Origin of the sequence: Gayadomonas joobiniege G7, assembly GCF_000300815.1 — a bacterium.
Classification (GTDB): domain Bacteria; phylum Pseudomonadota; class Gammaproteobacteria; order Enterobacterales; family Alteromonadaceae; genus Catenovulum; species Catenovulum joobiniege.
In genome coordinates this window covers 615,077-640,346 of the sequence record NZ_AMRX01000006.1, presented here as the reverse complement: position 1 = coordinate 640,346, position 25,270 = coordinate 615,077, and the positions used below count along the sequence as shown (strand labels likewise).

The window sequence follows — 25,270 nt, the reverse complement described above, 5'->3', positions numbered from 1 at the left end:
GGTTGTACAAATTTAAAAAACTAAATTTTTTAATCGTTTTTTAGAAAAGAGTGCGCTAAATTAAGAGGCTATTTTAGATATTTTGGGTAATTGAGCTAAGCTAATAATTAAATATGTGCTTATTTTTAATGTACCTATTATCCACCTATTGATGAGATTAAAATTTTGAGTGTTCGTGTCATCGTTAAAGTACTGTTACTCGTCGCGATTGTTTTTCAATCGTATGTCGCTGTATCAGCAACTATGACACCTCATCAGTTAGATCCAGAGCACTTACAAACATCTCACGATCATAAAATAGATAATTTATCAGATATTGATTCAACTCAGTCTCATAATGTGGATGACTGTCATCACTGTGGGCACTGCAGTGGCCATCATACAAGTTGGTGGATAATGGTAACATTATCCACTGTCTTGCCGTTAAACACTCCCCAACGGTTTAATCCCTTAGTTTTATCTCCCCACTTTTTAACTGCAAACCCATACCGCCCTCCGATCGCTTAACTTTTTCCTTACATGCGCATATTTGCGCGAGCACAATTTGGTTTTATTAAAAGGTAAAAGTTATGAATACTATTTTTCGAACGATCTTATTTTTGGGTGGTTTATTTTGGATGTCTACTTTGTTGGCCGATGAGCACCAACCTTCAGATGAAAAAGAAGCGGACGCGGAGCATGAAATCGCTCATAAAAATGAAATTTTTTTGGAGACGTCAAGACTTGAAGCAGCGGGCATAAAAGTGGAAACACTGTCTGCAAAAAAACATTTCTATTCTTTATATGCGCCTGGAGAAGTTAAAGCAAACGGTTACAAGAGTTACCTCGTCGCACCGAGAGTTGATTCGATTGTTGTTGATCGTAAAAGCAGCTTAGGCGACATTGTACAAGCAGGAGACCCTGTAGTGACGCTTTTTAGTGAAGCTATGTCGCTAGCTCAGGCTGAATTTTTAGTCGCATCATCTAATTGGGAGCGGGCAAAAAAACTGGCCGCTGGCACTGTGAGTGAAAGCCAATTAGTTGAAATCAGAAGCCAATATCAGGCAGCTTACGGCAAGTTGATTGCGTTAGGGTTAACCACAGACGCGATCCAAAAGATACCAAAACAAGCGGATTCGTCCTTTGGTCAATATGACCTGGTTGCACCATCTGACGGAATAGTTTTGCAGGATGAGTTTATTCAAGGCCAGCAGATAAACGCTGGAGAAACGCTTATTTTGATAGCCGATGAAAACGAGCTTTGGGTCGAAGCTAATATTTCTCCCGATTTACCGGTTAGTTTAAGTAGAGATAGCATGGCAACCATAGAGTTGAATGGTCTTAAGTTGCCAGCAGATATTATTCAACAAGCCCACACGGTTAATCCAGTTACACGAACTCGCGTAGTACGACTTTTGGTAAAAAATAACTCACATAAGCTACATTCCGGTATGTTTGTAACTGTCAGTTTCCAATTGAAATTAAAAAATAAAGTCATCGCGGTACCCGAAGACGCACTCATTAGGGATCCAGATGGAGACTGGATGGTGTTTGTTGAGAGTGAAGCAAATAGGTTTCGTCCAGTGGAAGTCACTCGTGGTAGGCCCGTTGCAAATCTTCGCGAAATTTTTGGTATTTCGGAGGGCACAAAGGTGGTGACAGCAGGGGCTTTTTTTATTGCATCTGAAATCAACAAGGGCGGATTTGATCCGCACAATCACTGAGGGTACCAAGATGTTTAATAAAATAATCGATTGGTCAGTAAACAATAGTCTTTTGGTGGTGCTCGTTTTAGTTTCAGCTATTGCAAGTGCGGTTTTTACGATACCTAAGTTAAATCTAGATGCCTTTCCAGACGTCACTAACGTGCAAGTGGCCGTAAATACTCAAGCGCCAGGCCTTGGAGCTGAGGAGGTTGAGCAGCTCATTACTTATCCGATAGAAGCGGTTATGTACGCTTTACCAGATGTTGAGCAAGTACGTTCTATCTCAAAAACAGGTTTGTCAGGCGTTACTGTTGTATTTAAAGAAGGTACGGATGTTTATTTTGCACGGCAATTGGTTTTTGAGCGCTTGCAAGCGGCTAAAACTTTGATTCCGAGTGGTATTGGTGTTCCACAAATAGGCCCTAATACCTCTGGGTTAGGGCAGGTATTTCAGTATCTTTTAATATCTGATGATAATAAAAAGTACGACGCTATGGCGTTGCGAAGTTTAAATGATTGGATCGTCAAACTTTTGATTATGCCAGTGGATGGTGTCACAGAGGTATTATCATTTGGCGGCCATGTTCGCCAATATCAAGTGAATGTAGATCCAGCAAAACTTCTAGCTTACGAACTGACACAGCAAGATATCATTTCAGCGATTGAAAACAATAATACCAATGTGGGTGGCTGGTACATGGAGCGAGGGCAGGAACAGCTTGTTATTCGCGGAATAGGCTGGTTTGCAAGTGGTGCTGACGGTATCCAAAATATAAAACAAGTGCCAGTAAAAACGACAAACGGGATCGTGGTAACTGTCGAAAATATCGCGACTGTGTCAATTGGATCAGAGATCAGGCAAGGTGCGGTGACAATGACGCGTAAGGTTTCTGATGATGCGGTTGAAAATTTGGGGGAAGTGGTTTCAGGTATTGTATTAAAACGTATGGGCGCGAATACTAAATCAACCATTGATGGTATCAATGGTAAAATTAAAGCCATTAATCAGGCACTTCCAGAAGGGGTCAGGTTTGAAGCATTTTATGATCAGGCCGATCTAATTGAAAAAGCCGTATTTACTGTTGTTGAGGCGCTCACCTTAGCATTTATTTTTATTGCGGTCGTTTTGATGCTTTTTTTAATGGATTTGAAAGCGACATCATTAGTGCTTGTTTCGATTCCAATTGCCATCGGTATCGCGCTGATGGTAATGGTATGGTTAGATATCTCAGCGAATCTAATGTCACTCGGCGGTATCGCTGTTGCGATTGGAATGTTAGTTGATGGATCTGTGGTAATGGTTGAGAATATGATAAAACATCTCAATCGCAGTGATCAGCAATTAAAAAATAGCATTGAGCACGGCCATACCGACCATGATAAAAAAAACGACTCGCATACCAAAAGACTTGATACAAAGATTGAAAGGCGGTTAAAAATAGCAGGAAAAGAGGTCGCCCGGCCGATATTTTTTGCAGCGTTAATTATCTTAGTCGTTTTTGCTCCTTTATTTAGTTTTGAGGGGGTAGAAGCTAAGTTATTCCAGCCAATGGCCATTAGTATTATGTTGGCTGTAATTGCTGCTATTGTGGTTGCGTTAGTCATCATTCCAGCGCTTGCGACTTTTATCTTTAAAAAAGGGGTTAAAAAAAACACAAGTTATATTTTAAAACCGATCGATTTTGTATACCGAAACATTTTAAAACACATTGTAGGGTATGCTAAACCCGTTGGGGTTGTTTCTGTATTACTGGTGATTTTGTCATTGCTGGTTTTGCCGAAAATTGGCACTGAATTTGTACCTGAGTTAGAAGAAGGTACGATTAATTTAAGAGTCACTTTAGCCCCATCATCCAGTTTGCAAACTGCGCTCAAGCTGGCGCCAGAGATAGAAAAAAAACTGATGACATTTTCAGAGGTGACTTATGCGCTAAGTCGCATTGGGCGAGCTGAAATCGGTGGGGATCCGGAACCTGTTAATAATATTGAGATTTATATTGGTCTAAAACCTGTTTCTGAATGGAAAAACGCCGCTAACCGGTACGAGCTTCAAAAAAAAATGGAGCGTTCGTTAGAAGTATTTCCAGGGTTATTATTTAATTTTTCACAACCTATCGCTACCCGAGTAGACGAATTGTTATCAGGTGTGAAAGCGCAACTTGCAATAAAACTATTTGGACCGGATTTGCAAGTGCTGGCTGGTAAAGGGCAGGAATTAGAAGCGTTAGTAAAATCGGTCAACGGCACCAGAGATGTAGCCCTTGAGCAGATCGCCGGCGAAGCACAGTTAATTATAGAGCCCAAGCGTCGTGAGTTGTCTAGATACGGCTTATCTGTCGATGATGTTATGAAAGTAGTACGGGACGGCATTGGTGGTGCTGAAGCTGGGCAAATTATTAATGGCAATGAACGATACAATATTTATGTGCGCCTTGATCAAGCAGCTAGAAAAAATAGTGAGACAATTGCCGATATAAGGTTACGGTCGTCTACGGGTGCTTGGTTGCGACTGGGAGATATTGCAACAGTGTCGTTTAAGTCGGGACCACCACAAATCAGGCGCGATGATGTGCAGCGCCGCGTCGTGATACAAGCCAATGTACAGGGGCGAGACATGGGCAGCGTTGTCGCTGATATTCAGACAAAAATTGCGAATGAAGTTAATTTGCCGCCGGGCTATTCCATTTCTATCGGTGGTCAGTTTGAGAGCCAGCAACGAGCACAACAGCGTTTAATGATAGTCATACCTTTATCTTTGGCTTTAATCACACTCCTGCTTTATTTTGCATTTAACTCGTTTGGCCAAGCCATGTTGATTTTGCTTAATGTACCCTTAGCCGTGATCGGAGGTATTTTTTCGTTATATTTATCGGGACAATATCTTTCTGTGCCCGGTTCCGTTGGTTTTATTACCCTGTTTGGTGTAGCGGTTCTTAATGGGGTTGTTATGGTTGAGAGTATTAACCAAAGGATCACCGAGCAAGTTTCGGTTTCAATCGCAATTATCGACGGCGCAGTATCAAGATTAAGGCCTGTACTAATGACGGCAATCACCTCTGCGCTGGGTTTGATCCCTATGTTACTTTCAAATGGAGTCGGTTCTGAAATTCAAAAGCCTCTAGCGACTGTGATTGTAGGTGGGATTATTTCGGCAACATTGTTAACTTTGTTTGTATTGCCCAGCTTATACGGTGTTTTTTCCAAAAAGAAAGTACAAGAATTGATGATGTAATTTGGTGGGCATTTATGTGGGTCGGCACCGCCAACGGCGTTGCCGACAATCTGACAAACGATTGTGGTGTTTGTGGCGTACGGAAATTTCAAAACCAATCGTGGTGCCTGCAATTGTCGGGTGCACCTTCGGTGGACCCGACCTACACGACCTGACCTTCAAGTCCCGAGCGACTATTCCACCGTAACTGATTTTGCTAAGTTGCGCGGTTGGTCAACGTCGGTGCCTTTAATCACCGCGACATGATATGACAATAATTGCAACGGAACGGTATAAACAATAGGTGCTGTAATAGCTTCGGTGGCCACTACATCAACAACTTTTTGTGTATCATCACTTTCAAATTTTGCAGCTTTATCAGCAAACACATATAAAATGCTCCCGCGTGCACGTACTTCTTCTACGTTAGAGTGCAGCTTTTCGAGCAGTTCGTTATTTGGAGCCACCACAATCACTGGCATATCGGCATCAATCAGTGCAATAGGGCCATGTTTAAGTTCACCGGCCGCATAGGCTTCTGCATGAATATAACTAATCTCTTTTAATTTTAACGCACCTTCCATCGCAATAGGATACTGATCGCCACGACCTAAAAATAATGCATGATTTTTATCAGCAAATTCTTCCGCCAACGTTTCAATAACATCATTTGCCATTAAAGCTTGTTCGATTTTGCCCGGCAGTTGCATTAAAGCAGCGACCATTTCTTTTTCGTGATCACTGGTTAACCCTTTATGACGGCCAAGCGTTAATACCAATAACAATAGCGAGACTAATTGAGTGGTAAAAGCTTTAGTTGACGCCACACCAATTTCGGTACCCGCACGTGTCATAAAATTAAAATCAGATTCACGCACTAAAGAAGATCCCATCACATTACAGATGGTCAGCGATGACAAATAACCTTGTTCTTTAGCCAATCTTAGCGCAGCTAGGGTATCAGCCGTTTCGCCTGATTGTGAGATAGACACAAATAAGCTGCCTTCATGCACATAAAATTTGCGATAGCGAAATTCAGAAGCAATTTCAACACTACAGCTAACACCTGCATATTGTTCAAACCAATATTTTGCAACCATACCGGCATGATAACTGGTCCCACAAGCGACAATAGTCACATGTTTGATTTGGCCAGTAATGGCTTCAAAACCATTGCCGAAGATCCCAGATTCAACACCTTGAGTATTGATGCGGCCTTCAAGTGTTTGACGGACACAAGTGGGTTGCTCAAAAATCTCTTTCATCATGTAATGGCGGTATTCGCCTTTATCGGCCGAGTCGCTTTTTGCGTCAACTAAATTAATTTTGCGATCAACTGGCTGACCATTTTTATCAAAAATTTCAACTGTTTTGCGGGTTAAACGGGCAACATCACCTTCTTCTAGATAGATAAAACGGCTCGTGACCGGCAATAAAGCGAGCTGATCAGAGGCGACAAAATGTTCGCCAATGCCTAAACCTATGACCAGAGGGCTACCTGAGCGGGCGACTATCATTTGATCACTATTATTACTGTCGATCACAGCAGTACCATAAGCCCCAGTTACAATTTTGGTCGCTTTTTGCACAGCAGATAATAAATCTTTTGTTTCGTTTTGTAACTTATGAATTAGGTGTGTTAATACTTCGGTGTCCGTCTCGGAAGTAAATGCATAACCCTCTTTGCTTAGTTCGTTTTTTAATTCTTTATAATTTTCGATTATGCCATTATGCACAACGGCGATATTTTCATTCGAAAGGTGAGGGTGTGCGTTTCGTTCACTGGGTTCGCCATGAGTGGCCCAACGGGTATGTGCGATGCCTGTGCCACCAATAACTGGATTCTCGTTTATGGCGTCAGTTAAGTTTTTAACTTTACCAACACGGCGAATTCGTGCCAATGTTTTGCCTTGAATCACGGCCAGACCAGCTGAGTCGTAGCCGCGGTATTCTAAACGTCTAAGTCCTTCTAATAAAATTTCTGCAACATCTCTTTGTGCTACTGCACCAACGATTCCACACATAAATAAAGTTTCCTTTTATATAGTTGTTTAGGCGATGATTAAATTAACGCCGGCATTTAATATTTGTTCTTTTTGCGCTGCTTGTAAATTTTTGTCTGTGACTACTGTGCTTATTTTGTCCCAAGCAATCTCAACATTTGGCATTTTTCGACCAATTTTTTCGGATTCCAGCATAACGATCACTTCACGGGACTGCTCGGCCATCACTTGGCTTAAGCCTAAAAGTTCATTAAAGCTGGTGGTGCCACGGTCAAAGTCTAACCCATCTGCACCTATGTAGAGTTGATCAAAGTCATAAGATTTTAAAACAGATTCAGCAGCTTGCCCTTGAAATGATTCGGAATGCGGATCCCAGGTTCCGCCTGTCATTAGTAGTGTTGGTTCAGGCTCTAATTGCCGTAACTGGTTGGCGACATCGAGCGCATTTGTCATTACAACCAGGCCCTGCTTTTCGGTTAAAAAGGGGATCATTTGTGCAGTTGTTCGGCCGCTATCAATGATAATACGATAGTGGTCTTTTGCGAGTTTTGCGGCGGCTTGCCCAATCAGCTTTTTGTTGTTGTTGTTTTGTTTGTCCGGATTGTGTTTAAGCTCGCTCGGTAGCGGCACAGCCCCCCCAAAACGGCGTAATAACAAACCATTCTGTTCGAGTGTGGTTAAGTCTTTTCGAATCGTAACAACAGAGGTATCAAATTGTGCCGCGAGTGCTTCGACAGAGATCTCACCTTGTTGATTGACCAGCTCTACAATTTTATTGCGTCTTTCTTTTAGGTTTCGTTTAGACATGGTGCTTTGATTCATGTAAGTTTCGTTTTGCAGGTTAGTTTATTTTTATTCGAAAGTCAAAGTAGGTGTCAGTTTTTGTGAAGTGGGTAAAAAACTCGACACCGCGATGCGATGTCGAGTGAAGTGATAAACTAAAAGGTGTTATTTACTCATTGCCAACAGAGTTACCAGAACCCCCAGTGCCACCAGTGGTTGGTGTACTACCGCTGACAAAATAAACAAAGTCCAGCTCTATGCTTGAGTTGGTCACAACAAACTCAAGCCCATTTTCTTTCAGTTGTTGCAAACTTTGGTCCGTCAGCTCAACTTTTACGAGCGCTTTATATTCACCTAAGTTACTTTCATCAACCCCGAGGCTGTTAGCTGTTGAAGCCAGCAGGTTAAGGTCAACCGACACTTCACTAGTCCCTTGCGGCAGGGTGATTGTGTCATTGGTCAAGGCTAATAATTGCATATTAGTCTGCTCATTTGATAGCAAGCTTAGATTAAAGGTTAAGTCAAAATCAATTGAGCCATTGGTAGTGACTTTTAAAACGTCATTTAAAGGTTTGGCTTCAAAGGTGTTGCCATCACTGGCTGACTCAACTCTAAACTCTCGTTGATTAGGCACGGCAATCGTGAAGATATCGTCATTACCTATGACAAAAGATTTAGAAAAGTTAACAGTGTCACCCGGATTTTTAGACCACCACTGACCAGGCAAGTAATATCGATAACCTGGCGTGGTGGGCAGTGTGCCGCTAAAGTTAACAATCACCCATTCAGAGGATTCAACTTGCGTATCGGCTGTTGGAGTAAAGGTAATTTGCGGATCTGCGGTGCCTTTTTTAAAGCTTAAGCTGGTTGGCATATCAACTGAATAGTCACTGCCTTCGGTCGCTGTTGACTGGGCAGAAATGCTTGGCGTTAAAGTAAAGCCATCATTGCCGTCATTGGCGCTAGTGTAGTAGTTAAATGTCCAAATCACATCTTGGCCAATATCTTCAAACACTTCGTTTGGTGTCTGCCTAATTCTCATGCTGACATAAGTGTAATCGTCATCAAGAACTTTAACGGTTTCACTTTGGCTGGCGAGGCCTGAATCAGGTGTCGCTGTAATGCTAACCTCAACATCAGAATCAACCTTATAGTTATTTGCTGCAATCACTGGAATCACTTTATAAGCTTCACCCGCGGCAAAGGTCACTGATATACTGGCTTGCTTTGAGCTGCCAAAGTATAAACGATCGCCATTGCTTGAGTTCAGGATGACTGTAACGGGTTGATCTGTCGCTTGATTTAGTGAAAGTTTTGCGTAAGCAAACTGGGATTCGGTTAAGGTTTCGTTGCCATTTTGATCAGCGCTAGTGCCCGTTAATTCCAAGGTTAAAACAGTTGCTGTATCAGTTGAGCTATCGTCATCTGAAATAGTGACGCTGGTTAAAATTCGGTCAGAATCTGCGCTTATATATTGATTTTTTAAAATTTCAACGGTGAAACTTTCATCGCCTTCAACGCTGATATCATCAACAAGAGGGATGTCTAAATCAAAACTCGAAACACCGTTAGGTATTTGGTGGTACTGATAACGACCGCCATTGATATAAGACTTGCTATATTGATACTGCTCGTAATCAGCATGAGCTTCAGCCGTGTCGTTAGTATCAGTAAAGGCACGGTAATAAAGATACAAATAGCCATCGTCTGGTGTTGTTTTATCTAAATTAACTCTAACTGTGGCTTTTCCATCCGCTTCGTTTGCACTTATGGTTTCAAAGCTGTTGACAACGAACACATCGTCATCACGCACATAATAATATCGAGTTTGCTGATTGTGCCCCGTCGTAAAATTAATGCCGTCTGGCAAGCTAACGTCCACGGCAATACTTTCGTATATGGCTTCGGGTTCTTCGTCACCTAAAATATCAAAAGTGATGGTCCCCGTTGGGCTGTCGGCTGACAAGACTATGCTATCAGCTTTTGCGGTAAAGTCTTCGCCGTCGGTTGCACCGTAACGATTGCGAACCCTGTAGCTTACTTCCACAGGTTCGTCGTTGGCGTTGGTGAGCTGTAACTCAATATCCTGTTGCTGTACTGTATCCCCTTCAACAACATAATTATAAACGCGGTTCGGTGAAACAATAGTGACTTCGGGGGTTGGTGAATCGCCAACCAAAGTCAGTGTTGAGCCACTGGCTTTACATAGGTCTACGCCGGGCAGGGTGTTGCGAATGTTTTCAACGTCAGTATTGTAGTTTACCGTTGTTTGCTCTAATACAAGATTGACTGAATTATCAGCGTTTTTAAAGCTAATGTCGGTTGGCTCGTCAGGGACTTTATGAAAGCTAATACGACCGTCACGACTACCTAAATAATTGTCGCTGTTAGAAAAGCGAACGTTATTAAAGCTAAAGGTGCCTGTTTCGGAAAAAGGATGACCACTGGTATCTTTTACATAAATAAAACCACTACAGGTTTGGCTGACGGTTACATAAGCTAGGTTAAACTGAGTTAAGTGGGTGGTGGTAAAAGATGCGGTTAAAGCACCTAATTCGCCTTCCATAACTTCAACTAAACCTTCATAAACCCAGTTAGAATCTGATTCTGATAGTGACCAAACAGGCACTTTATCACCAGCTTTGATTGGCTCGCCGGTGTTCGGGTTTTCGCTGCCTTGAGGAATACTGATAGTGACGGTTAGCGGGTTTTCGGCAAGTAAGTTAGTGACTTTTTTATCTCCAGCAGTTACTTTTATATCTACCACGCCCAAAGATTTAAACTGGACTTCGCTACCTTCTGTTACTTGTTCTGTGTCGCCAACAGCTTGGTTATAAGCCGCTAAGTTGCTGGCTTTTTCGGCCGGTAATACAGGCAATTTAGGGCTATCTGGCGTGTAAGATACTTCACTGACTTTAATTTCAGAGCTATCAACTTGCTCGCCGTTTTCATCCAAAAAAACGGTCGCAGGTGAAATTTTTACTTCTGTTTTTAATGGCGAATTCTCTTTAACGGGTAACTCAACTAAACCTTCTTCGTTAGTTTGTGAGTTGGCAAGGTTTACCTCGGTTGTTTGGGCAAAAATGCCTTCAGCGACTAAATTGTTTTCATTTGCTTGAGTGAGTTCAAAGCTTTGCTCGTTGTCACCAAAGTTTTTAACTAAAGCCACCGAACGCTGAGATAAATAACCATCTGCCGCTAAAGTTAAAGTGACACTTTTAGGTGCATCGAGTTGGCCGTCTAAGTTTTCATCGGTGAGCTTGCTCTGATCAATGTTTAAAAGTGTTCCGTCAACACTGGTAACGAGCATAGAGGGATCTGAAAGTATGCTTATATTTGTATTGTTTAAAGCATTGCCTTGTTCATCTGTTAATTTGATAGTTAGCTGAGTGCTGCTGGGGTAGTCAGGGGCTTCTGGTTCTACTATCACAACTTCTGAATCATCGTCTTTAGGTGGGGGCGTGGTGCCGTTATCATCATCGTCATCACTACCAAAAATAAAGCTACAGCCAGACGTCATGCATAAGCTGGCAATTAACAAAGCAAGCTTTGAGTATTTCATTGTTTTTGTCTCCTAGATACAACATTCCATAAAAGGCCCATTGCAGGCCATTTGTTTTTATACTCAGATCAAGCTATCAGAAAAAAGTATTATGTAAATGACGTTTTTATAACCAATTGTTATAGATATATTGCTCAAATGGCTGAATACTAGTCAATAAACAAGTATTTGTGCATTTGCACCGAAAGGCGCCAATTATTTTTTATGCACTCATTGATGGCTAAGTCGGTTGCGCGTTTTTTCTGACTGATCGGCTGCAAACAAATATTGACGGCTTTCTGACTAGTACGCTCAGCTAATAGCGCTTTTAGATCGTCAATGTGTTGCTCGGTTGCGACTGGGTGTTTAATCTCATCGGCGCGGTTCAGGGCATTGGTGAGTACTTTGTACCCACCTTTCATATTAACTTTGGGTGAAACAGTCACATAGGTTGTATCACTGCAATAGATCTCGAAGGTGCCGCTGGTTTCTATTTGAGTTGAATAACCGGCTTTATTTAAATCGTTGGTCAGCGGGCGCAAATCGTACATGCAGGGTTCACCGCCAGTGATCACAATATGTTTTGCTGAATAAATTGCCAGCCGATCAACTAATTCTTTACTGGTTAATTCTGCCCAAGTTGGGTTTTCATTTGATATACTGATAATCTGATCGGCATCCACTTGATGATTTTTGTCTACCGTCCAGGTATGTTTAGTGTCACACCAGGCGCAGCCAACCGGACAGCCTTGTAATCGGACAAAGACTGAAGGTACACCAGTTTGTGCGCCTTCGCCTTGGATAGTTTCAAAAATTTCGTTTACAGGGTACATCATTTGGCAGCTCACACTATTGGTTAAATAAACGCACATTATAAGCGATTTATCGAGGAAAGCATGTCACAAAAAGCTGTTGTTATCTATTCTGGCGGAATGGACTCTTTTACTGTGCTAAATTTAGCAGTCAAAGAGGGTTATGAAGTATTACCCCTGTCGTTTAATTATGGCCAAAAGCATGTTAAAGAACTGGAATATGCGGCTAATGTTTGTAAACAATTAGGTTTACAACATAAGGTGGTTGATATATCAGCCATTAATAGTTTGTTGGCTGGCTCTTCTCTAACTGATGATATTGATATCCCTGAAGGTCATTATGAAGAAGAAAGCATGAAATCAACCGTGGTCCCTAACCGCAATATGATGTTGTTATCAATGGCTGTTGCCTATGCTATTTCAAGCGGTGCGAATAAAGTGTTTTATGGCGCGCATTCTGGAGATCATGCTATTTATCCCGATTGCCGACCTGAATTTGTAGAAAAAATGAAAGCGGTCTGTGCAATTGCAGATTATCAACCAGTCGACATAGTGACGCCATTTTTGAACAATAGCAAAATAGAAATTTTAACGGCAGGGTTAAAAATGGGGCTGGACTACGGGCAAAGTTGGACGTGTTACAATGGCCGCGAAAAAGCATGTGGAAAATGTGGTGCCTGTACTGAACGGCTTGAAGCGTTTAAATTAAATAATGTGCAAGATCCACTAGCCTACGAGTAGCACCGCCGCATCAGGCGTTGCTAACAACTGTAAACACCACCAAACCTGTTTTGTTCGGTTAACGTGCAAAACAATTGCCGTTGGTTGCACAAAATACGCCTGCAGCATCGGTACATGCCCATGTGATTATGTGCCGATTAGATAAGTTGGCGTAATATTTGAATACCTTGTTAAAGTTCAAATACAACGGGGTATTTATGACAATTCAATATTTCACAGTGGACGTATTTACAAATGAGCGCTTTCAAGGCGCTCAAATAGCGGTAATACCAGATGCCAATACATTAACCGAATCGCAAATGCTCAAAATCGCAGAAGAATTCAGGGTTTGGCGTACAGTTTTCATTTTTCCAAGCACGCATGCTGATTACAAAATCAGAATTTTTAACGGTAAACGAGAGTTTAAATTTGGCGGTCACCCAACGATTGCAGCGATTTTTGTACTGTCCCATATTGGTGCACTCGCATTAAAAGAGGGCGAAAACCCATTCAAATTAGAAGAATCACACGGCATTGTAAAGTGCTCAGTTCAGGTAAAAGACGGAAAACCTATCTTTAATCAATACTCAGCCACTTCTCACGCTGAAGTGGATGTTTTTACACCAAGCACAGAAGAACTGAGCGCTATTTTGTCGCTTGAAAGTTATCATTTTAATGTAAACGGATTTAAACCTTTATTAGTTAGTACTCATACACCCTATATCATAGTTCCGGTTGATAGCTTTGAGTCTTTGCAAGCGGCGCGCTTTAATTATGATGCATGGGCTAGGTCTGCAGCCCCCGCGACCTGTGCAAATTCTATTTTATTATTTTGTGGCAAAGGGGCATTTTCTTCGTCTGATTTTCATTGTCGTTTAGTCGGGCCTGTTTTTGGTATCCATGAAGATCCGCCCATCGGTGCCTCCGTGCCTGCATTTGCAGCCTATTTAAACGAATTTAAAGCTTATAAAACCCTGCCGTATCATTTTGTTGCCGAGCGGGGTGCCTATACCGGGAGAAGTAGTTTGTTACATGTTGATGTGTTAAGCCGCAATGACCAAGATATCGGCATTAAAATAGGCGGCAATGCGACACTATTTTCTGAAGGTAAGCTCTATATTTAGTGAGTTGGCGAGGGAGCATAAGGTTGTGCATGGGCGTTCTCCGATCAATGCAGGTTTGACGGTGTTTGCTTTGCTTGCAACGCCTGCGGCAGTGCGGATCTACAATTTGTCTGAAAAAGCTGATAAAATGCTGCGCAATTACGCTTTAACTGGGGAATGCAGTGTGAATCTGCAGCTGTGCCCGCAACTGTAAATTGATATTTATCAATAAGCCAGATCGCCGGTTATTAAATCTACTGATTTCGTGCGGGAAAACTCGAATACAGACTCAGCTTGTCGGCATGTTTGCGCTCGCTCGTGTCTGCGCACGTGAATGTTACAGGCCTTATGCAGACACAATTAGACGTTCACAAGCTTTCCGTTTGTGCAGATAACAAACAAATTTTATCCGAACTATCGTTCACGACGCATGGGCAGGGTATTACCGCAATTGTTGGACCTAATGGTGCGGGAAAAACTTCATTATTAAGAGCCATTTACGGCGCTATGCCCGTTCAAAGTGGACAAATTCTGCTGTCAGGCGAGCCGTTGACGGCGTTAACTCCGCGGCAAAAAGCCAAAAAACTGGCTGTTGTGACCCAAAACAATGTTTATGATGCGCATCTAACCGTAGAGGCCATGCTTAAATTAGGTCGAGTCCCCCATTTGTCTTTGTTATCGCGTATCGGTAAAAAAGAATTAGCATTAATAGAGTCAACAATGGCGCTTTTGCAAATTACCGCATTACGAAGTCGCGATTTTGCTGGTTTATCTGGTGGTGAACAGCAACGCGTTTTAATCGCACGGGCTTTAATTCAAGAGCCAGAGTTATTAATTTTAGATGAACCTTGCAACCATCTAGATATACATTACCAACATCAAATTTTAGCGCTTTTAAAGCAACTTGATGTGGCTGTATTAATGACGATTCATGATCTGAATTTAGCCGCGCAATATGCCCACCAAGTTATCCTGCTAAATAACGGCTGCATAGAAGCTGCTGGGACCGCCGAAAACGTTTTAAACAAACATACCATAGAAGGGGTTTTTAAACTGGCGGTACATGTCGATCGACATCCATTAACGGGTGCACCATACGTCTTTTATAAAAATCAGTGCGAGGGTAATTAACTTAGTGGCTAAACTTTTTATATCTACGCTTCTATTGCTGCTTAGTATTACTTCAGCGGTTTTTATTGGCCCAGCTGAAATTTCATTTGATAGTCCGTTATGGCAAACCCTAATCATAGACATACGCTTGCCGCGCGTTTTATTAGCGTTATTTTGTGGCGCAGGTTTAGCCGTTTGCGGGGCGGTTTTACAAAATGTGACTGGTAACTCTTTAGCCGAACCTTATTTATTTGGTGTGGTTGCTGGGGCTGGTTTAGGGGCGACTATTGTCAGTATTTTATTACAAGATCAAGCTGCATTTTTGTTGCCAATTGCCGCATTTATTGGTGCTTTGTTAGCAGTATCTTTGGTCGCCATTATGGCCGTATCTAGCCGGCAGGGCGGTATTGCAACGCTTATTTTAAGTGGTGTTGCAGTTTCTTTCATGCTGAGTTCGATCAGTCAGTTTTTATTGTTTAGCGCTGACCCTTTTGCTTCTGTTCAAGTCATGTTCTGGTTAATGGGCTCTCTCGCACGTGCCGAATTATGGCAACTCGCCTGGATTGCTCCAGTGGTTTTAATTGGCACCATTTTGGTTTTACTTGTACACCGGCAATTAGATGCACTGGTACTCGGCGACGAGCAAGCCGCCGCACTAGGCGTGCCTGTTATTAAATTACGCTTGTTAATGTTAACTATCTGTGCCGCCATCACCGCCACATTAGTCGCTTATTGTGGCGGTATCGCATTTGTCGGTTTAATGATCCCACATATTGTTCGCCGTTTAATCGCTGCTTCAACTGCTTATTTAATCATCGGCAGTGCCGTCTTCGGAGCTATTTTTATGGTGTGGGTTGATGTGTTAGCTCGAAGCTTATTCGGCGGACAAGAAATACCCGTTGGCGTGATCACATCTGTCATAGGTAGTTTATTCTTTTTAGGGCTTATGTATAAAAAATGAATGATTTTAATATTATTTCTCCCGAGTTGGCGTTATCTGAAGCGCAAAAGTTAGCGATTCAGGCGACGATAGACGGCAAGGCTAAACCCTTAGGTTCGTTAGGCCGACTTGAAGCATTAGCTTACCAACTTGCCTGCATTCAAACAGCGCATCAAAAAACTGCCGATAAATTAGTATTTGAGCGGGCGGCTGTTTTGGTATTTGCGGGTGATCATGGTATTGCTGAGCACGGCATAAGTATAGTACCAAGTGAAATCACTGCAAAAATGGTGCAAAACTTTGTTGCTGGGGGCGCAGCCATCAATGCTTTATGTCAGGTGCAGAAGATCCCATTAACGATTATTAACGCTGGGATAAAACACTCATTGCATGCAAGTTATATCAACCAGGTTGAAAACTTGAGTGCCGGGTCAGGCACTCAAGATTTTAGCGAACATGCTGCAATGTCTTTGCAAACCGCTTTTTGGTCCATACAGCAAGGCGCAGAAATAACCCGTTTAAAAATAGCAAACGGCAAAGATATTTTTGTTTTTGGTGAAATGGGCATTGGAAATACAGCGTCAGCGAGTGCATTGACCTCTGTCCTTTGTGATAGTCCGCTAGAAAAACTAGTGGGGCGGGGAACAGGCATTTCAGATGCACAATTGGCTGTTAAATTGGCGCTAGTTAAAAAGGGCGTTGAGCGGGCCAAAAAACAAGTTAACAATGATGACCCTGTTGCCTGGCTCGCTCAGTTAGGAGGGTTTGAAATAGCACAAATGTGTGGCGGTATGATGGCAGCGGCACAAGCCGGTAAAGTGGTTTTGGTTGATGGTTTTATTTGTTCGGTTGCGGCTCTATTAGCGTGTCGAATTGAGCCTGCCTGCCTGCAATACATGGTATTTAGCCATCAGAGCGAAGAGCCAGGTCAGCAAGCCATTTTTAAATCATTAAATGTTCGCCCATTATTCGACTTAAATTTACGTTTAGGGGAAGGCACGGGTGCAGTTTTAGCGGTGCCATTCATTCAGTCTGCGGCCGCTTTTTATAATAAGATGGCTAATTTAGTTGATTTATAACATGGCTAAGCAGCTTAACTTATTTTTTTTGGCGTTAGGTTTTTTTTCACGGCTACCTATACCTAAAAATACAAAGTATTCCCCAGAGCTACTAAATCAGGCGAACAGGTACTTTACGGCTGTTGGTTGGTTATTGGCTGGGCTGACACTGTTCGTTTGGAGCGTGGCCAATCAGTATTTTTCTGGTGATATTAGTGTTTGGATAACGCTAATATTTAGTTTGTTTTTAACCGGTGTATTTCACGAAGATGGTCTGGCCGATACCTGCGATGGATTTGGCGGCGGCCAAAATAAAGCGGATAAATTACGCATCATGAAAGACAGCAGGTTAGGAACCTATGGTGTGACTGGTTTGTTTGTGATCCTTTCAGGGCGCTTAATTTTATGGTCAGAAGCGGCGACAGACTTAATGATTGTAATTCCCGTGAGCTTTGTGATTTCTCGCTGTTTAGCCGCAAGTTTTATTTATGATTGTGCATACGTACAAGAAACTGACAGCAAGAGTAAACCACTTGCCAACCAGCAAAGCCTTTTAGAGCTGAGTACAAATTTATTGTTCGCTTTGCCTGTTTTTTGTTTATTACCTTTAGCAAAAGCGATGGGCCTCTTGGTTATCATCGTTGTGCTGCGCGTTTTATTAAAGCGTCTGTTCAAACGACAGATTGGCGGTTATACGGGTGATAATTTGGGCGCAGTGCAACAAATTTCCGAATTAATCATTATATTGGTTGTTTTAGTATGATTGAGTTCATTATCGGCGGTGCGCGTTCAGGAAAATCTAATTACGCTGAAAGTTTGGCTTTGTCTTATCAAAAACAAGGACATCCGGTTTGTTATATTGCCACGGCTGAAGTCACTGACAGCGAGATGTCACGGCGGATTGAAAAACATCAACAGCAAAGATCTAATGATTGGATATTGTGTGAATGTCCGCTTGAGCTTGCTAAGTGCATCGCAAAACAGCCAGCAAATTCTATTGTTTTGATCGATTGCCTGACATTATGGCTTAATAATTTAATTTATTATCAGCCAGATGAAAATTTTGAAGCAGTATTTAAAACTTTGGCAATCAATATGCAAGCTTCACAGTGCCATTTAATTCTTGTTGCTAACGAGGTCGGTTTAGGGCTTGTTTCAGAGCATGCACTAGGACGGCTTTTTGTTGACCAGGCAGGGCGATTAAACCAGATCATCGCCCAAGTAGCCGATCGGGTTGTATTTATGGCTGCAGGCTTGCCTATGTTTTTAAAAGGAGCCCCATAATGCAAGATATCCGTACTGCAACTTTTACTTTTTTACGCCACGGCCAAGTTGACGGACGTGCTGCCTTGTACGGTCAGACCAATATTGAGTTGACCGATATTGGTCTCGCGCAGATGCGACAGAATATTCAACTGTTACAGCAAATAAAACCGATTGATAAAGTGATCAGTTCACCTTTATTACGATGTGCCTTGTTCGCCGAAACTTTTGCCGAAGAAAACGATCTAGAGATAGTGTTAGATCCAAGACTGTCCGAAATGAATTTTGGCCGCTGGGATGGGATCCCATTTGATCGGTTGCAACATCATTGGAATAAACTCGAAGCATTTTGGAATAACCCTTATCGTTTAACCCCACCTGGAGGAGAATCGCTAAAAGGGTTTGCAGACAGAGTGGATTCAGCGTGGCAAGACCTTATTAAAGATAACTCCGGACAGCATTATTTAGTGGTATGCCATGCGGGCGTGATCCGCGTTTTGTTAGCTAATATTTTAAATTTGGATCTGCGCAATCCATCCTGGTTTAGCCAGCTTAAAATAGACTATGCCAGTATCTCTCAGGTATCTATCGCTTTACTTAACGAAGCCAAACCTGCCGTTTTATGTATTAACACAACTCTAGGAGCCTTGCTTGCGACCAAATAAAACCTTGATGGTGCAAGGTACAACCTCTGATGCGGGAAAAAGTTTAATGGTTGCGGCATTTTGCCGAATTCTGGCCCGTCGCGGAATTGTAGTTGCGCCATTTAAACCCCAAAATATGGCACTTAACAGTGCGGTTACCGAAGACGGTGGCGAAATTGGCCGCGCCCAAGCGTTGCAAGCGCAAGCCGCTGGGGTTGCTGCCATCACAGATTTTAACCCGATTTTACTTAAACCCAGTTCTGATTGTAATGCGCAAGTTATCATTCAGGGTAAAGCGATTAGCGCTATGCAAGCACAGCAGTACCATGATTATAAAAAAGTGGCAATGGATGCCGTATTAGATTCATTTGGCCGCCTGCAGCAAAGTTACGATTATATCATAGTTGAAGGAGCGGGTAGCCCAGCCGAAATTAATTTACGCGAGGGAGATATCGCGAATATGGGGTTTGCCGAAGCGGTTGATTGTCCAGTTGTACTTGTGGCAGATATAGATAAAGGCGGTGTATTTGCCCAACTCGTTGGTACTTTAGCTTTGTTGAGTGAATCCGAGCAACAGCGAATTAAAGGTTTTATCATCAATAAGTTTAGAGGTGATGTATCCCTATTGCAGTCTGGTTTAGATTGGTTAGAGAAGCGCACAAATAAACCTGTCCTTGGGGTTATCCCATATATTAAAGGCTTAGATATTGCAGCTGAAGACGCCATTGAAACACAGCAAAATTTAACAGAAGTTAAATTTGTCATTGTTGTGCCAGTATTTCCGCGTATTAGCAATCATACAGACTTTGACGCTTTGCGCCAACATCCCAACATACAATTAATTTACGCCGACCCGTATAAACCGCTGCCGCCAGCCGATTTAATTATCTTACCTGGCAGTAAAAATGTCATCGAAGATCTTCAACACTTGTACCAACAAAAATGGGACAAGCAGATATATCGGCACATACGTATGCAGGGCAAAGTGCTGGGCATTTGCGGTGGTTATCAAATGTTAGGGCGCTCGATTAACGACCCTCAACACATCGAAGGTGAAACCACACAAATTGATGGTTTAGATCTATTACCGATTGAGAGCCAACTAAAACAATCAAAAACACTGACACAAAAAACCAGCCTACTAAACTTAAATGGTCAAAACCTTGTTGTGTCTGGTTACGAGATACACCATGGTCAAAGCCATATATTAAAAAACAATGCGATTAACTCTGCTTTATTAAAATCGGCAGAGTTCACAGACGGCTGCATTAGCCAAGACAATCAGGTAGCCGGGTGTTATTTGCATGGCTTATTTGATAGTCCAGAAGCAGTCGTATTGCTGGCCGATTGGTGCGGAATCAACATCTCAACAAATAAAAATGAACATCTGCGCCAAGAAGCCGCAATAAACCAATTAGCAGATGAAGTCGAATCTCATATTTCAGCACAAACATTAATAAATATTATTAACGGGAGTTAACCTTGGTTGATCAATCAGTAAAAAACCAACGCCATCAAGCGCGTATGCAGCGTTTAAAAGAGAAAGTAGATGCCAAAATCAACGCTGCTCAAGAAGAGCGTGGCATTTTTATAGTGATCACTGGCAATGGTAAAGGTAAAAGTACGTCAGGTTTTGGAACTGTAGCTCGGGCTGTTGGCCACGGCTTGTCGGCTGCAGTTGTACAGTTTATTAAAGGAGGTTGGGAGTGTGGTGAGCGCAACCTATTGCAATCGCATGGCTGCGAATTTGCGGTTATGGGAACTGGTTTTACATGGGAAACTCAAAACCGTGAAGCGGATATTGCTGCGGCAGAAGCGGTCTGGGCACGAGGCAAAGCGTTTTTGGCGGACGAAAAAATAGACCTGGTTTTATTGGACGAACTCACCTATATGTTGAGTTACGACTATTTGGACTCTGATGAAGTATTGGATGCGATTGTTAATCGTCCACCACATCAACATGTAATTGTCACTGGCCGAGGTGCCGATAAAAATTTGTTAGAGATAGCCGACACTGTGAGTGAAATACAGTCGGTTAAACATGCGTTTGAAGCAGGCATTAAAGCGCAAAAAGGAGTTGATTGGTAGTGATCAAGCTAATGACCTTTGTTTTTAGTTTAACGGTAACTTTGTTACATGCGGAGCCGGTACAGCCGGCTGATGCAAAGTTTGTAACTTTGGCACCACATATTGTTGAAAATTTATATGCCGTTGGTGCTGGTCAGCAGATTATTGGTGCAACCGAACATTCGGATTATCCGCTAATCGCAAATCAAATTCCAAGAATTGGCAACTATGCAGGTATCAGTATAGAAAAGGTCCTTGCCTTGCAACCGGATTACATTATCGCTTGGCGCAACGGAAACCCGCCGGCTGATTTAAAACGAATGCAAGAGTTGGGTTTAAAAATTATGTACTCAACGCCAAAAGTACCGGAAGATATTGCGAAAGAACTTATTTGGTTAGGTCATTTAAGTGGCCACACCCAAACGGCTAAAAATAAAGCTAAAATCGTGCTAGACACACTTTCTTGGTTAAATACAAAATATCAACAACCAGAAAAACCTATAAAAGTATTTTATCAAGTTTGGTCTAGCCCATTAACAACTGCGGCCAATAATGCTTGGCCACATCAATTATTAAAAGTTTGTGGTGTTGAAAACGTATTTTCTGAGCAAATTGGTGACTATCCACAAATCAGTGCAGAGCATGTACTGTTAAAAAATCCAGATGTGATTATTATTCCGACGTCAGCCAGTGAACCAAATGGGGATAAATCTATGTGGCAAAAATATCCGCAGCTTAACGCGGTTAAAAATGAGCGAATTATTTATGTTAATTCAGATAAATTACATCGAATGACAGGGCGAGCTATCGATGAACTCGCCATAATGTGTGAAAAAATTCACTTATCAAAACAAAACTGAGTGTAGTTTGCCACATGCATGCGCATCAAGCGCATCACTGCGCTCTTGTTCAGTTAAAATACCGGTAAAAGGTGTGTGACGACGCCACTTTCTTAATTGTGGCGTAAACTCAGTCATGCCGCGGATAAAAGTATCTTTATCAAACATATTATCCAGTGTGCTTAGCCAATGAATATAAGCTCCATAACGCATTTTACCAATGGCTTTATTCCGTTCTATTTTTTCCCGCACTTGTGCTACTAAGGCGGGTTCGGCCAGCAGTTTTAACGCTATTGCATAATGAATGGCTTGAATCTGCCTATCTATATTGTCGTCTGTAAGACTAAATTTTTTACCCATTTAATTCATTTTATATACTTCGGTTGTTACATTAATCAATCTTTGATCAATTAACACCAATTCGCCAAAATTACTGTCTTCACCATTACCACTAAATTCAAATTGAAATTTAGAGTGCCACTCAAGCAGTTGTTTTTTAAAAAACACCATACGGGTTTTTTGCCGTGCAACCGAAATAAACTGAATATTATTCCGTTCACAATAGTCTTTAGCATAGGCTAGTGCTGCTTCAGATTGACGGCGTAATTGCCAAAACTGAAAAATAACCAGTGCTATGCTAATTAATACGATTAAATCAGTGAGTTGGACCATTATTTTTTGCCATCATCATAGTGACTGCCTGGCGCGTTTGCGGCAAGCTTTGTGGATTTTGCATTAAAGTTAAAATGCTGCGTCTTAAAGTAGGAAGCGCCACTAAATCTTTAAATAGTGCCGCAAACACATCTGCGTCATCGCTTGCCAATTGTTCCAAAAAATAAATTAGGAGCAGTGGATTTTGTAAGGCTGGCCAAGCGCGTGCCGCGATTAAAGCATTGATATCTGCCCCCAATAACGAATGAGATTGCATAAAGTCATAAATAGCATCTTGCACCGCCACTTGATCACTATTAGCCGCTAAGCAACGCAGCAGTGGTACACTAGCCTTTAAATCCGTTTTTTTACACGCCAATTGTCTGATTAATTTGTTCGTTAAAGCCCGCGATAACTGAGTGTGTTCCAATAATGGGAGCAACTCTTTAAATAAATCTTCTGGCCAATTAAAAAAGTCGCTATCAATGGCCTGCTGAACTTTAGGATCTTTTGTGTGGGCAAATAGATCTGCCCAACCTTGCACTGACAAGTTTCGCCACTGGCTTTTGTCTGATCCATTTAAATAACAGATACACTCTTGCATTGCTTGGCTCGCAGGCCGTTTAAATTTGTATTTGATAGCAGCATTTACCAGCGCGATTTTATTGCTATCGGGTAATTTTATATAAGGGTTATCAGGTAATTTCTGCTGGGTTTCTTCTTGTTGTTTAGCAAACGCATCGCCCAAGGCTTCTTGGATAATGGCAACAAAATGGTTGCGAGCGCCAGGCACTAAACAGCTTTGTTCGTCTAACGGTAAATTTAAAAACCAGATATAAGGATTTTGGCTATTACCAACAGGCCAGTATACCAAAGCAAATCTTGCATGTTGTTGTATCGGAGTTGGATAGGGTGTTTCGCATTTTTCGAACGATTCAAACTCTTGTTTACTTAAGGCCTGTACCCGGCGACCAAAATCAAAAATACAATAATCACAACCGGCTTGCTGAATTAACTCATACAGACTAAAAACTTGCTTCATACCCAACCTTGATTTAAATCTTGATACTAAACTGGCTATAATACCGTTTTTTTATTGATAGTGCTAAATTTACGGAGCACATGGTGTTACAAATTTTATATCAAGATGCTTGGATGGTCGCCGTCAATAAACCTTCGGGTTTATTAGTTCACCGCTCTATGATAGACAGGCACGAAACTCAATTTGCAATGCAAATGGTGCGTGATCAAATCGGCCAACGGGTTTATCCGGTACACAGATTGGACAGGCCTACCTCTGGTGTATTGTTAATGGCGCTGTCGTCGCATGGTGCAAAACTCATTTCTGCGATTATTGAAGCACGCAAGGTAGCAAAAACCTATTTAGCCATTTGCCGTGGTCATTTAAATGACGAAGGGGTGATAGATCATCCGCTAAGTGAAAATTTAGATAAAATAGCAGATCGTCACAAGTCTGGTCACAATTTGCCTAAAGACGCCATTACCGCTTATCGCTGTATTGAGCAAAGCGAAATTCCAGTGGCGATTAACCGGTATCCAAGTTCGCGATTTAGCCTGTTACAATTAAACCCTGTGCATGGCCGCAAGCATCAAATTAGACGCCATTTAGCGCATTTACGCCATCCGATTTTGTGCGATGTAAATTATGGTGATAATAAATATAATCGTTATTTTAAAGCACAACTGGCAGATGCTAGACTGGCATTGCATGCAAGCCGGTTAGAATTACCGCATCCAATTAATGGTCAAATGCTTACAATCGATGCACCATTAGACAACAGCTTTAAACACTTATTAAACGCAGTAAATATTGAATATCCGAGGTGAAATTGAAATGCAAAAAATTGCTATCATAGTTGGTTCTGTTTACGGTGCCGCTGAAGAGTTGGCAGAAACTACTTTAACACGTTTGAGAGATGCGGGTTTTGAAGCCGAAATTTTTGTGGATACAAGTTTAGCTGACGTGCAATCTTTTGGTGCTGAATATTGGCTATTAATCAGTAGTACAACGGGCGCGGGTGATGTGCCACCTAACATTGAAGATTTTTATTTTCAAACGAGAGATACAGTGCCAAACTTATCTAAAATCCAGTACGCAATCATGGCGATGGGCGACTCATCTTATTTTGATACTTTTTGCGGAGCAGGAAAAGCATTGGACGAAATGATGCAAGAATCTATGGCGGTTAAAGTATTAGAAACCCTAGAAATTGATGCCTGTGAAACTATGGATACAGCCGAAGCATCAGCGGCTTGGTTAGATAAATACATAACTGCTATTAGCGTATAATTTTTTTGCCCCTTAACGTGTTAATTTATTATTTATAGGCTAGTCTTTAACTTGATAATAAAACCAAACGCTGAGGTGATCTTATGCAATCATTGCGTGTTGAAGACTACATGAATAAACGTCCGGTGACTTTCAAGCCAGGGTTAAACATTGCCGAAGCTGTAGAGCACTTGTTAAAGGCGAGCGAGTCGGGGGGGCCCGTATTGGATGAAGCGGGCAAAGTTATTGGTTTTTTATCTGAGCAAGACTGTTTGTCTTACATGATAGAATCGACGTACTTTCAAGAGCAGGTTGCCAAAGTCGAAGATATAATGGCGCGCGATGTTTTGGTGTTAAAGCCATATTCATCGGTCTTAGAAGTTGCGCAAAATATGACATTAAATCGGCCCAGAATTTATCCGATTGTTGATGATGATGGTGTTTTGTTAGGGTCTATCAGCCGCCGCCAAGTGATGCGCGCGATTGACGAACACCTAAAAGACTCTTACCCAAGACCAGATTAACTCGCCAAGGCGTGAATGCTTTGGTA

24 protein-coding genes and 1 riboswitch are annotated in these 25,270 nt (G+C 41.9%); of the genes, 17 read left to right on the top strand and 7 right to left on the bottom strand.

Annotated features, from left to right (window positions below; genetic code table 11):
• Positions 1 to 165: 165 nt before the first annotated feature.
• The 3 genes from C727_RS19995 to C727_RS0110115 all read left to right on the top strand — a co-directional run bounded on the left by C727_RS19995 (position 166) and on the right by C727_RS0110115 (position 4,917).
• Positions 166 to 507 carry a DUF2946 family protein gene (locus C727_RS19995; protein ID WP_081579204.1) on the top strand — a complete coding sequence of 114 codons (342 nt, stop codon included), beginning with the start codon at positions 166 to 168 and terminating at the stop codon, positions 505 to 507.
• Positions 508 to 569: 62 nt separating this feature from the next.
• Entirely contained in the window at positions 570 to 1,703 is a 1,134-nt protein-coding gene (locus C727_RS0110120) for an efflux RND transporter periplasmic adaptor subunit (RefSeq protein WP_017445524.1), read from the top strand.
• A 10-nt stretch (positions 1,704 to 1,713) separates the two neighbouring features.
• The gene (locus C727_RS0110115) at positions 1,714 to 4,917 is read left to right on the top strand and encodes an efflux RND transporter permease subunit (protein ID WP_017445523.1); all 3,204 of its coding nucleotides are present in this window, start codon (positions 1,714 to 1,716) and stop codon (positions 4,915 to 4,917) included.
• Between the two features lie 173 nt (positions 4,918 to 5,090).
• Here the strand turns inward: C727_RS0110115 and glmS are convergent, their stop codons facing one another.
• The 4 genes from glmS to queE all read right to left on the bottom strand — a co-directional run bounded on the left by glmS (position 5,091) and on the right by queE (position 12,059).
• Positions 5,091 to 6,920 (bottom strand): glutamine--fructose-6-phosphate transaminase (isomerizing), encoded by a 1,830-nt coding sequence (glmS, locus tag C727_RS0110110; RefSeq protein WP_017445522.1) that lies wholly within the window; start codon positions 6,918 to 6,920, stop codon positions 5,091 to 5,093.
• Between the two features lie 27 nt (positions 6,921 to 6,947).
• On the bottom strand, positions 6,948 to 7,706 hold the full coding sequence (locus C727_RS0110105; protein WP_026052668.1) for a DeoR/GlpR family DNA-binding transcription regulator: 759 nt from the start codon (positions 7,704 to 7,706) through the stop codon (positions 6,948 to 6,950).
• 145 nt (positions 7,707 to 7,851) lie between these two features.
• Positions 7,852 to 11,244, bottom strand: coding sequence for a Calx-beta domain-containing protein (locus tag C727_RS0110100; protein WP_017445520.1), 3,393 nt, complete (start codon positions 11,242 to 11,244; stop codon positions 7,852 to 7,854).
• A 149-nt stretch (positions 11,245 to 11,393) separates the two neighbouring features.
• Positions 11,394 to 12,059 (bottom strand): 7-carboxy-7-deazaguanine synthase QueE, encoded by a 666-nt coding sequence (queE, locus tag C727_RS0110095; RefSeq protein ID WP_026052667.1) that lies wholly within the window; start codon positions 12,057 to 12,059, stop codon positions 11,394 to 11,396.
• Between the two features lie 48 nt (positions 12,060 to 12,107).
• Here queE and queC point away from each other — a divergent pair, with 48 nt between their 5' ends.
• The 11 genes from queC to C727_RS0110030 all read left to right on the top strand — a co-directional run bounded on the left by queC (position 12,108) and on the right by C727_RS0110030 (position 21,800).
• Positions 12,108 to 12,776: a 7-cyano-7-deazaguanine synthase QueC gene (gene queC, locus C727_RS0110090; RefSeq protein ID WP_272943726.1), complete on the top strand. Its 669-nt coding sequence runs from the start codon at positions 12,108 to 12,110 to the stop codon at positions 12,774 to 12,776.
• Between the two features lie 197 nt (positions 12,777 to 12,973).
• The gene (locus tag C727_RS0110080; RefSeq protein ID WP_017445516.1) at positions 12,974 to 13,879 is read left to right on the top strand and encodes a PhzF family phenazine biosynthesis protein; all 906 of its coding nucleotides are present in this window, start codon (positions 12,974 to 12,976) and stop codon (positions 13,877 to 13,879) included.
• 135 nt (positions 13,880 to 14,014) lie between these two features.
• Positions 14,015 to 14,110: riboswitch (adenosylcobalamin-variant (AdoCbl-variant) riboswitch) on the top strand.
• Positions 14,111 to 14,206: 96 nt separating this feature from the next.
• A complete protein-coding gene (locus C727_RS0110070) occupies positions 14,207 to 14,989 on the top strand; it encodes an ABC transporter ATP-binding protein (protein WP_017445514.1) in 783 nt (260 codons plus the stop codon).
• Positions 14,990 to 14,993: 4 nt separating this feature from the next.
• Positions 14,994 to 15,929: a FecCD family ABC transporter permease gene (locus C727_RS0110065; protein ID WP_017445513.1), complete on the top strand. Its 936-nt coding sequence runs from the start codon at positions 14,994 to 14,996 to the stop codon at positions 15,927 to 15,929.
• Positions 15,926 to 16,987, top strand: coding sequence for a nicotinate-nucleotide--dimethylbenzimidazole phosphoribosyltransferase (gene cobT, locus C727_RS0110060; RefSeq protein WP_017445512.1), 1,062 nt, complete (start codon positions 15,926 to 15,928; stop codon positions 16,985 to 16,987). The genes C727_RS0110065 and cobT overlap by 4 nt, the downstream gene beginning before the upstream one ends.
• A gap of 1 nt (position 16,988) precedes the next feature.
• Entirely contained in the window at positions 16,989 to 17,729 is a 741-nt protein-coding gene (locus C727_RS0110055; RefSeq protein ID WP_155949210.1) for an adenosylcobinamide-GDP ribazoletransferase, read from the top strand.
• The gene (gene cobU, locus C727_RS0110050; RefSeq protein WP_017445510.1) at positions 17,726 to 18,250 is read left to right on the top strand and encodes a bifunctional adenosylcobinamide kinase/adenosylcobinamide-phosphate guanylyltransferase; all 525 of its coding nucleotides are present in this window, start codon (positions 17,726 to 17,728) and stop codon (positions 18,248 to 18,250) included. Before C727_RS0110055 ends, cobU begins: the two co-directional genes overlap by 4 nt.
• A complete protein-coding gene (locus tag C727_RS0110045; protein ID WP_017445509.1) occupies positions 18,250 to 18,894 on the top strand; it encodes a histidine phosphatase family protein in 645 nt (214 codons plus the stop codon). Before cobU ends, C727_RS0110045 begins: the two co-directional genes overlap by 1 nt.
• A gap of 7 nt (positions 18,895 to 18,901) precedes the next feature.
• Positions 18,902 to 20,353, top strand: a complete 1,452-nt coding sequence (locus C727_RS0110040; RefSeq protein ID WP_040459295.1) for a cobyric acid synthase — start codon at positions 18,902 to 18,904, stop codon at positions 20,351 to 20,353.
• Positions 20,354 to 20,355: 2 nt separating this feature from the next.
• A complete protein-coding gene (gene cobO, locus C727_RS0110035; protein ID WP_017445507.1) occupies positions 20,356 to 20,961 on the top strand; it encodes a cob(I)yrinic acid a,c-diamide adenosyltransferase in 606 nt (201 codons plus the stop codon).
• Positions 20,961 to 21,800: a cobalamin-binding protein gene (locus C727_RS0110030; protein ID WP_155949209.1), complete on the top strand. Its 840-nt coding sequence runs from the start codon at positions 20,961 to 20,963 to the stop codon at positions 21,798 to 21,800. The genes cobO and C727_RS0110030 overlap by 1 nt, the downstream gene beginning before the upstream one ends.
• Here the strand turns inward: C727_RS0110030 and C727_RS0110025 are convergent.
• From C727_RS0110025 to C727_RS0110015, 3 genes are read right to left on the bottom strand one after another with little or no spacing between them, the layout of a single operon-like run.
• Positions 21,786 to 22,139, bottom strand: coding sequence for a hypothetical protein (locus C727_RS0110025; RefSeq protein ID WP_017445505.1), 354 nt, complete (start codon positions 22,137 to 22,139; stop codon positions 21,786 to 21,788). The genes C727_RS0110030 and C727_RS0110025 overlap by 15 nt on opposite strands.
• Complete coding sequence (locus tag C727_RS0110020; RefSeq protein WP_017445504.1) at positions 22,140 to 22,451, bottom strand: DUF3301 domain-containing protein; 312 nt, start codon at positions 22,449 to 22,451, stop codon at positions 22,140 to 22,142.
• Positions 22,435 to 23,472: a DUF3549 family protein gene (locus tag C727_RS0110015; RefSeq protein ID WP_017445503.1), complete on the bottom strand. Its 1,038-nt coding sequence runs from the start codon at positions 23,470 to 23,472 to the stop codon at positions 22,435 to 22,437. The genes C727_RS0110020 and C727_RS0110015 overlap by 17 nt, the downstream gene beginning before the upstream one ends.
• A gap of 80 nt (positions 23,473 to 23,552) precedes the next feature.
• Here C727_RS0110015 and truC point away from each other — a divergent pair, with 80 nt between their 5' ends.
• The 3 genes from truC (at position 23,553) to C727_RS0110000 (ending at position 25,244) form a co-directional block, all read left to right on the top strand.
• Complete coding sequence (gene truC, locus C727_RS0110010) at positions 23,553 to 24,278, top strand: tRNA pseudouridine(65) synthase TruC (protein ID WP_017445502.1); 726 nt, start codon at positions 23,553 to 23,555, stop codon at positions 24,276 to 24,278.
• Positions 24,279 to 24,285: 7 nt separating this feature from the next.
• Positions 24,286 to 24,741: a flavodoxin gene (locus C727_RS0110005; protein ID WP_017445501.1), complete on the top strand. Its 456-nt coding sequence runs from the start codon at positions 24,286 to 24,288 to the stop codon at positions 24,739 to 24,741.
• A gap of 83 nt (positions 24,742 to 24,824) precedes the next feature.
• Positions 24,825 to 25,244, top strand: coding sequence for a CBS domain-containing protein (locus C727_RS0110000; protein WP_017445500.1), 420 nt, complete (start codon positions 24,825 to 24,827; stop codon positions 25,242 to 25,244).
• Positions 25,245 to 25,270 lie beyond the last annotated feature (26 nt).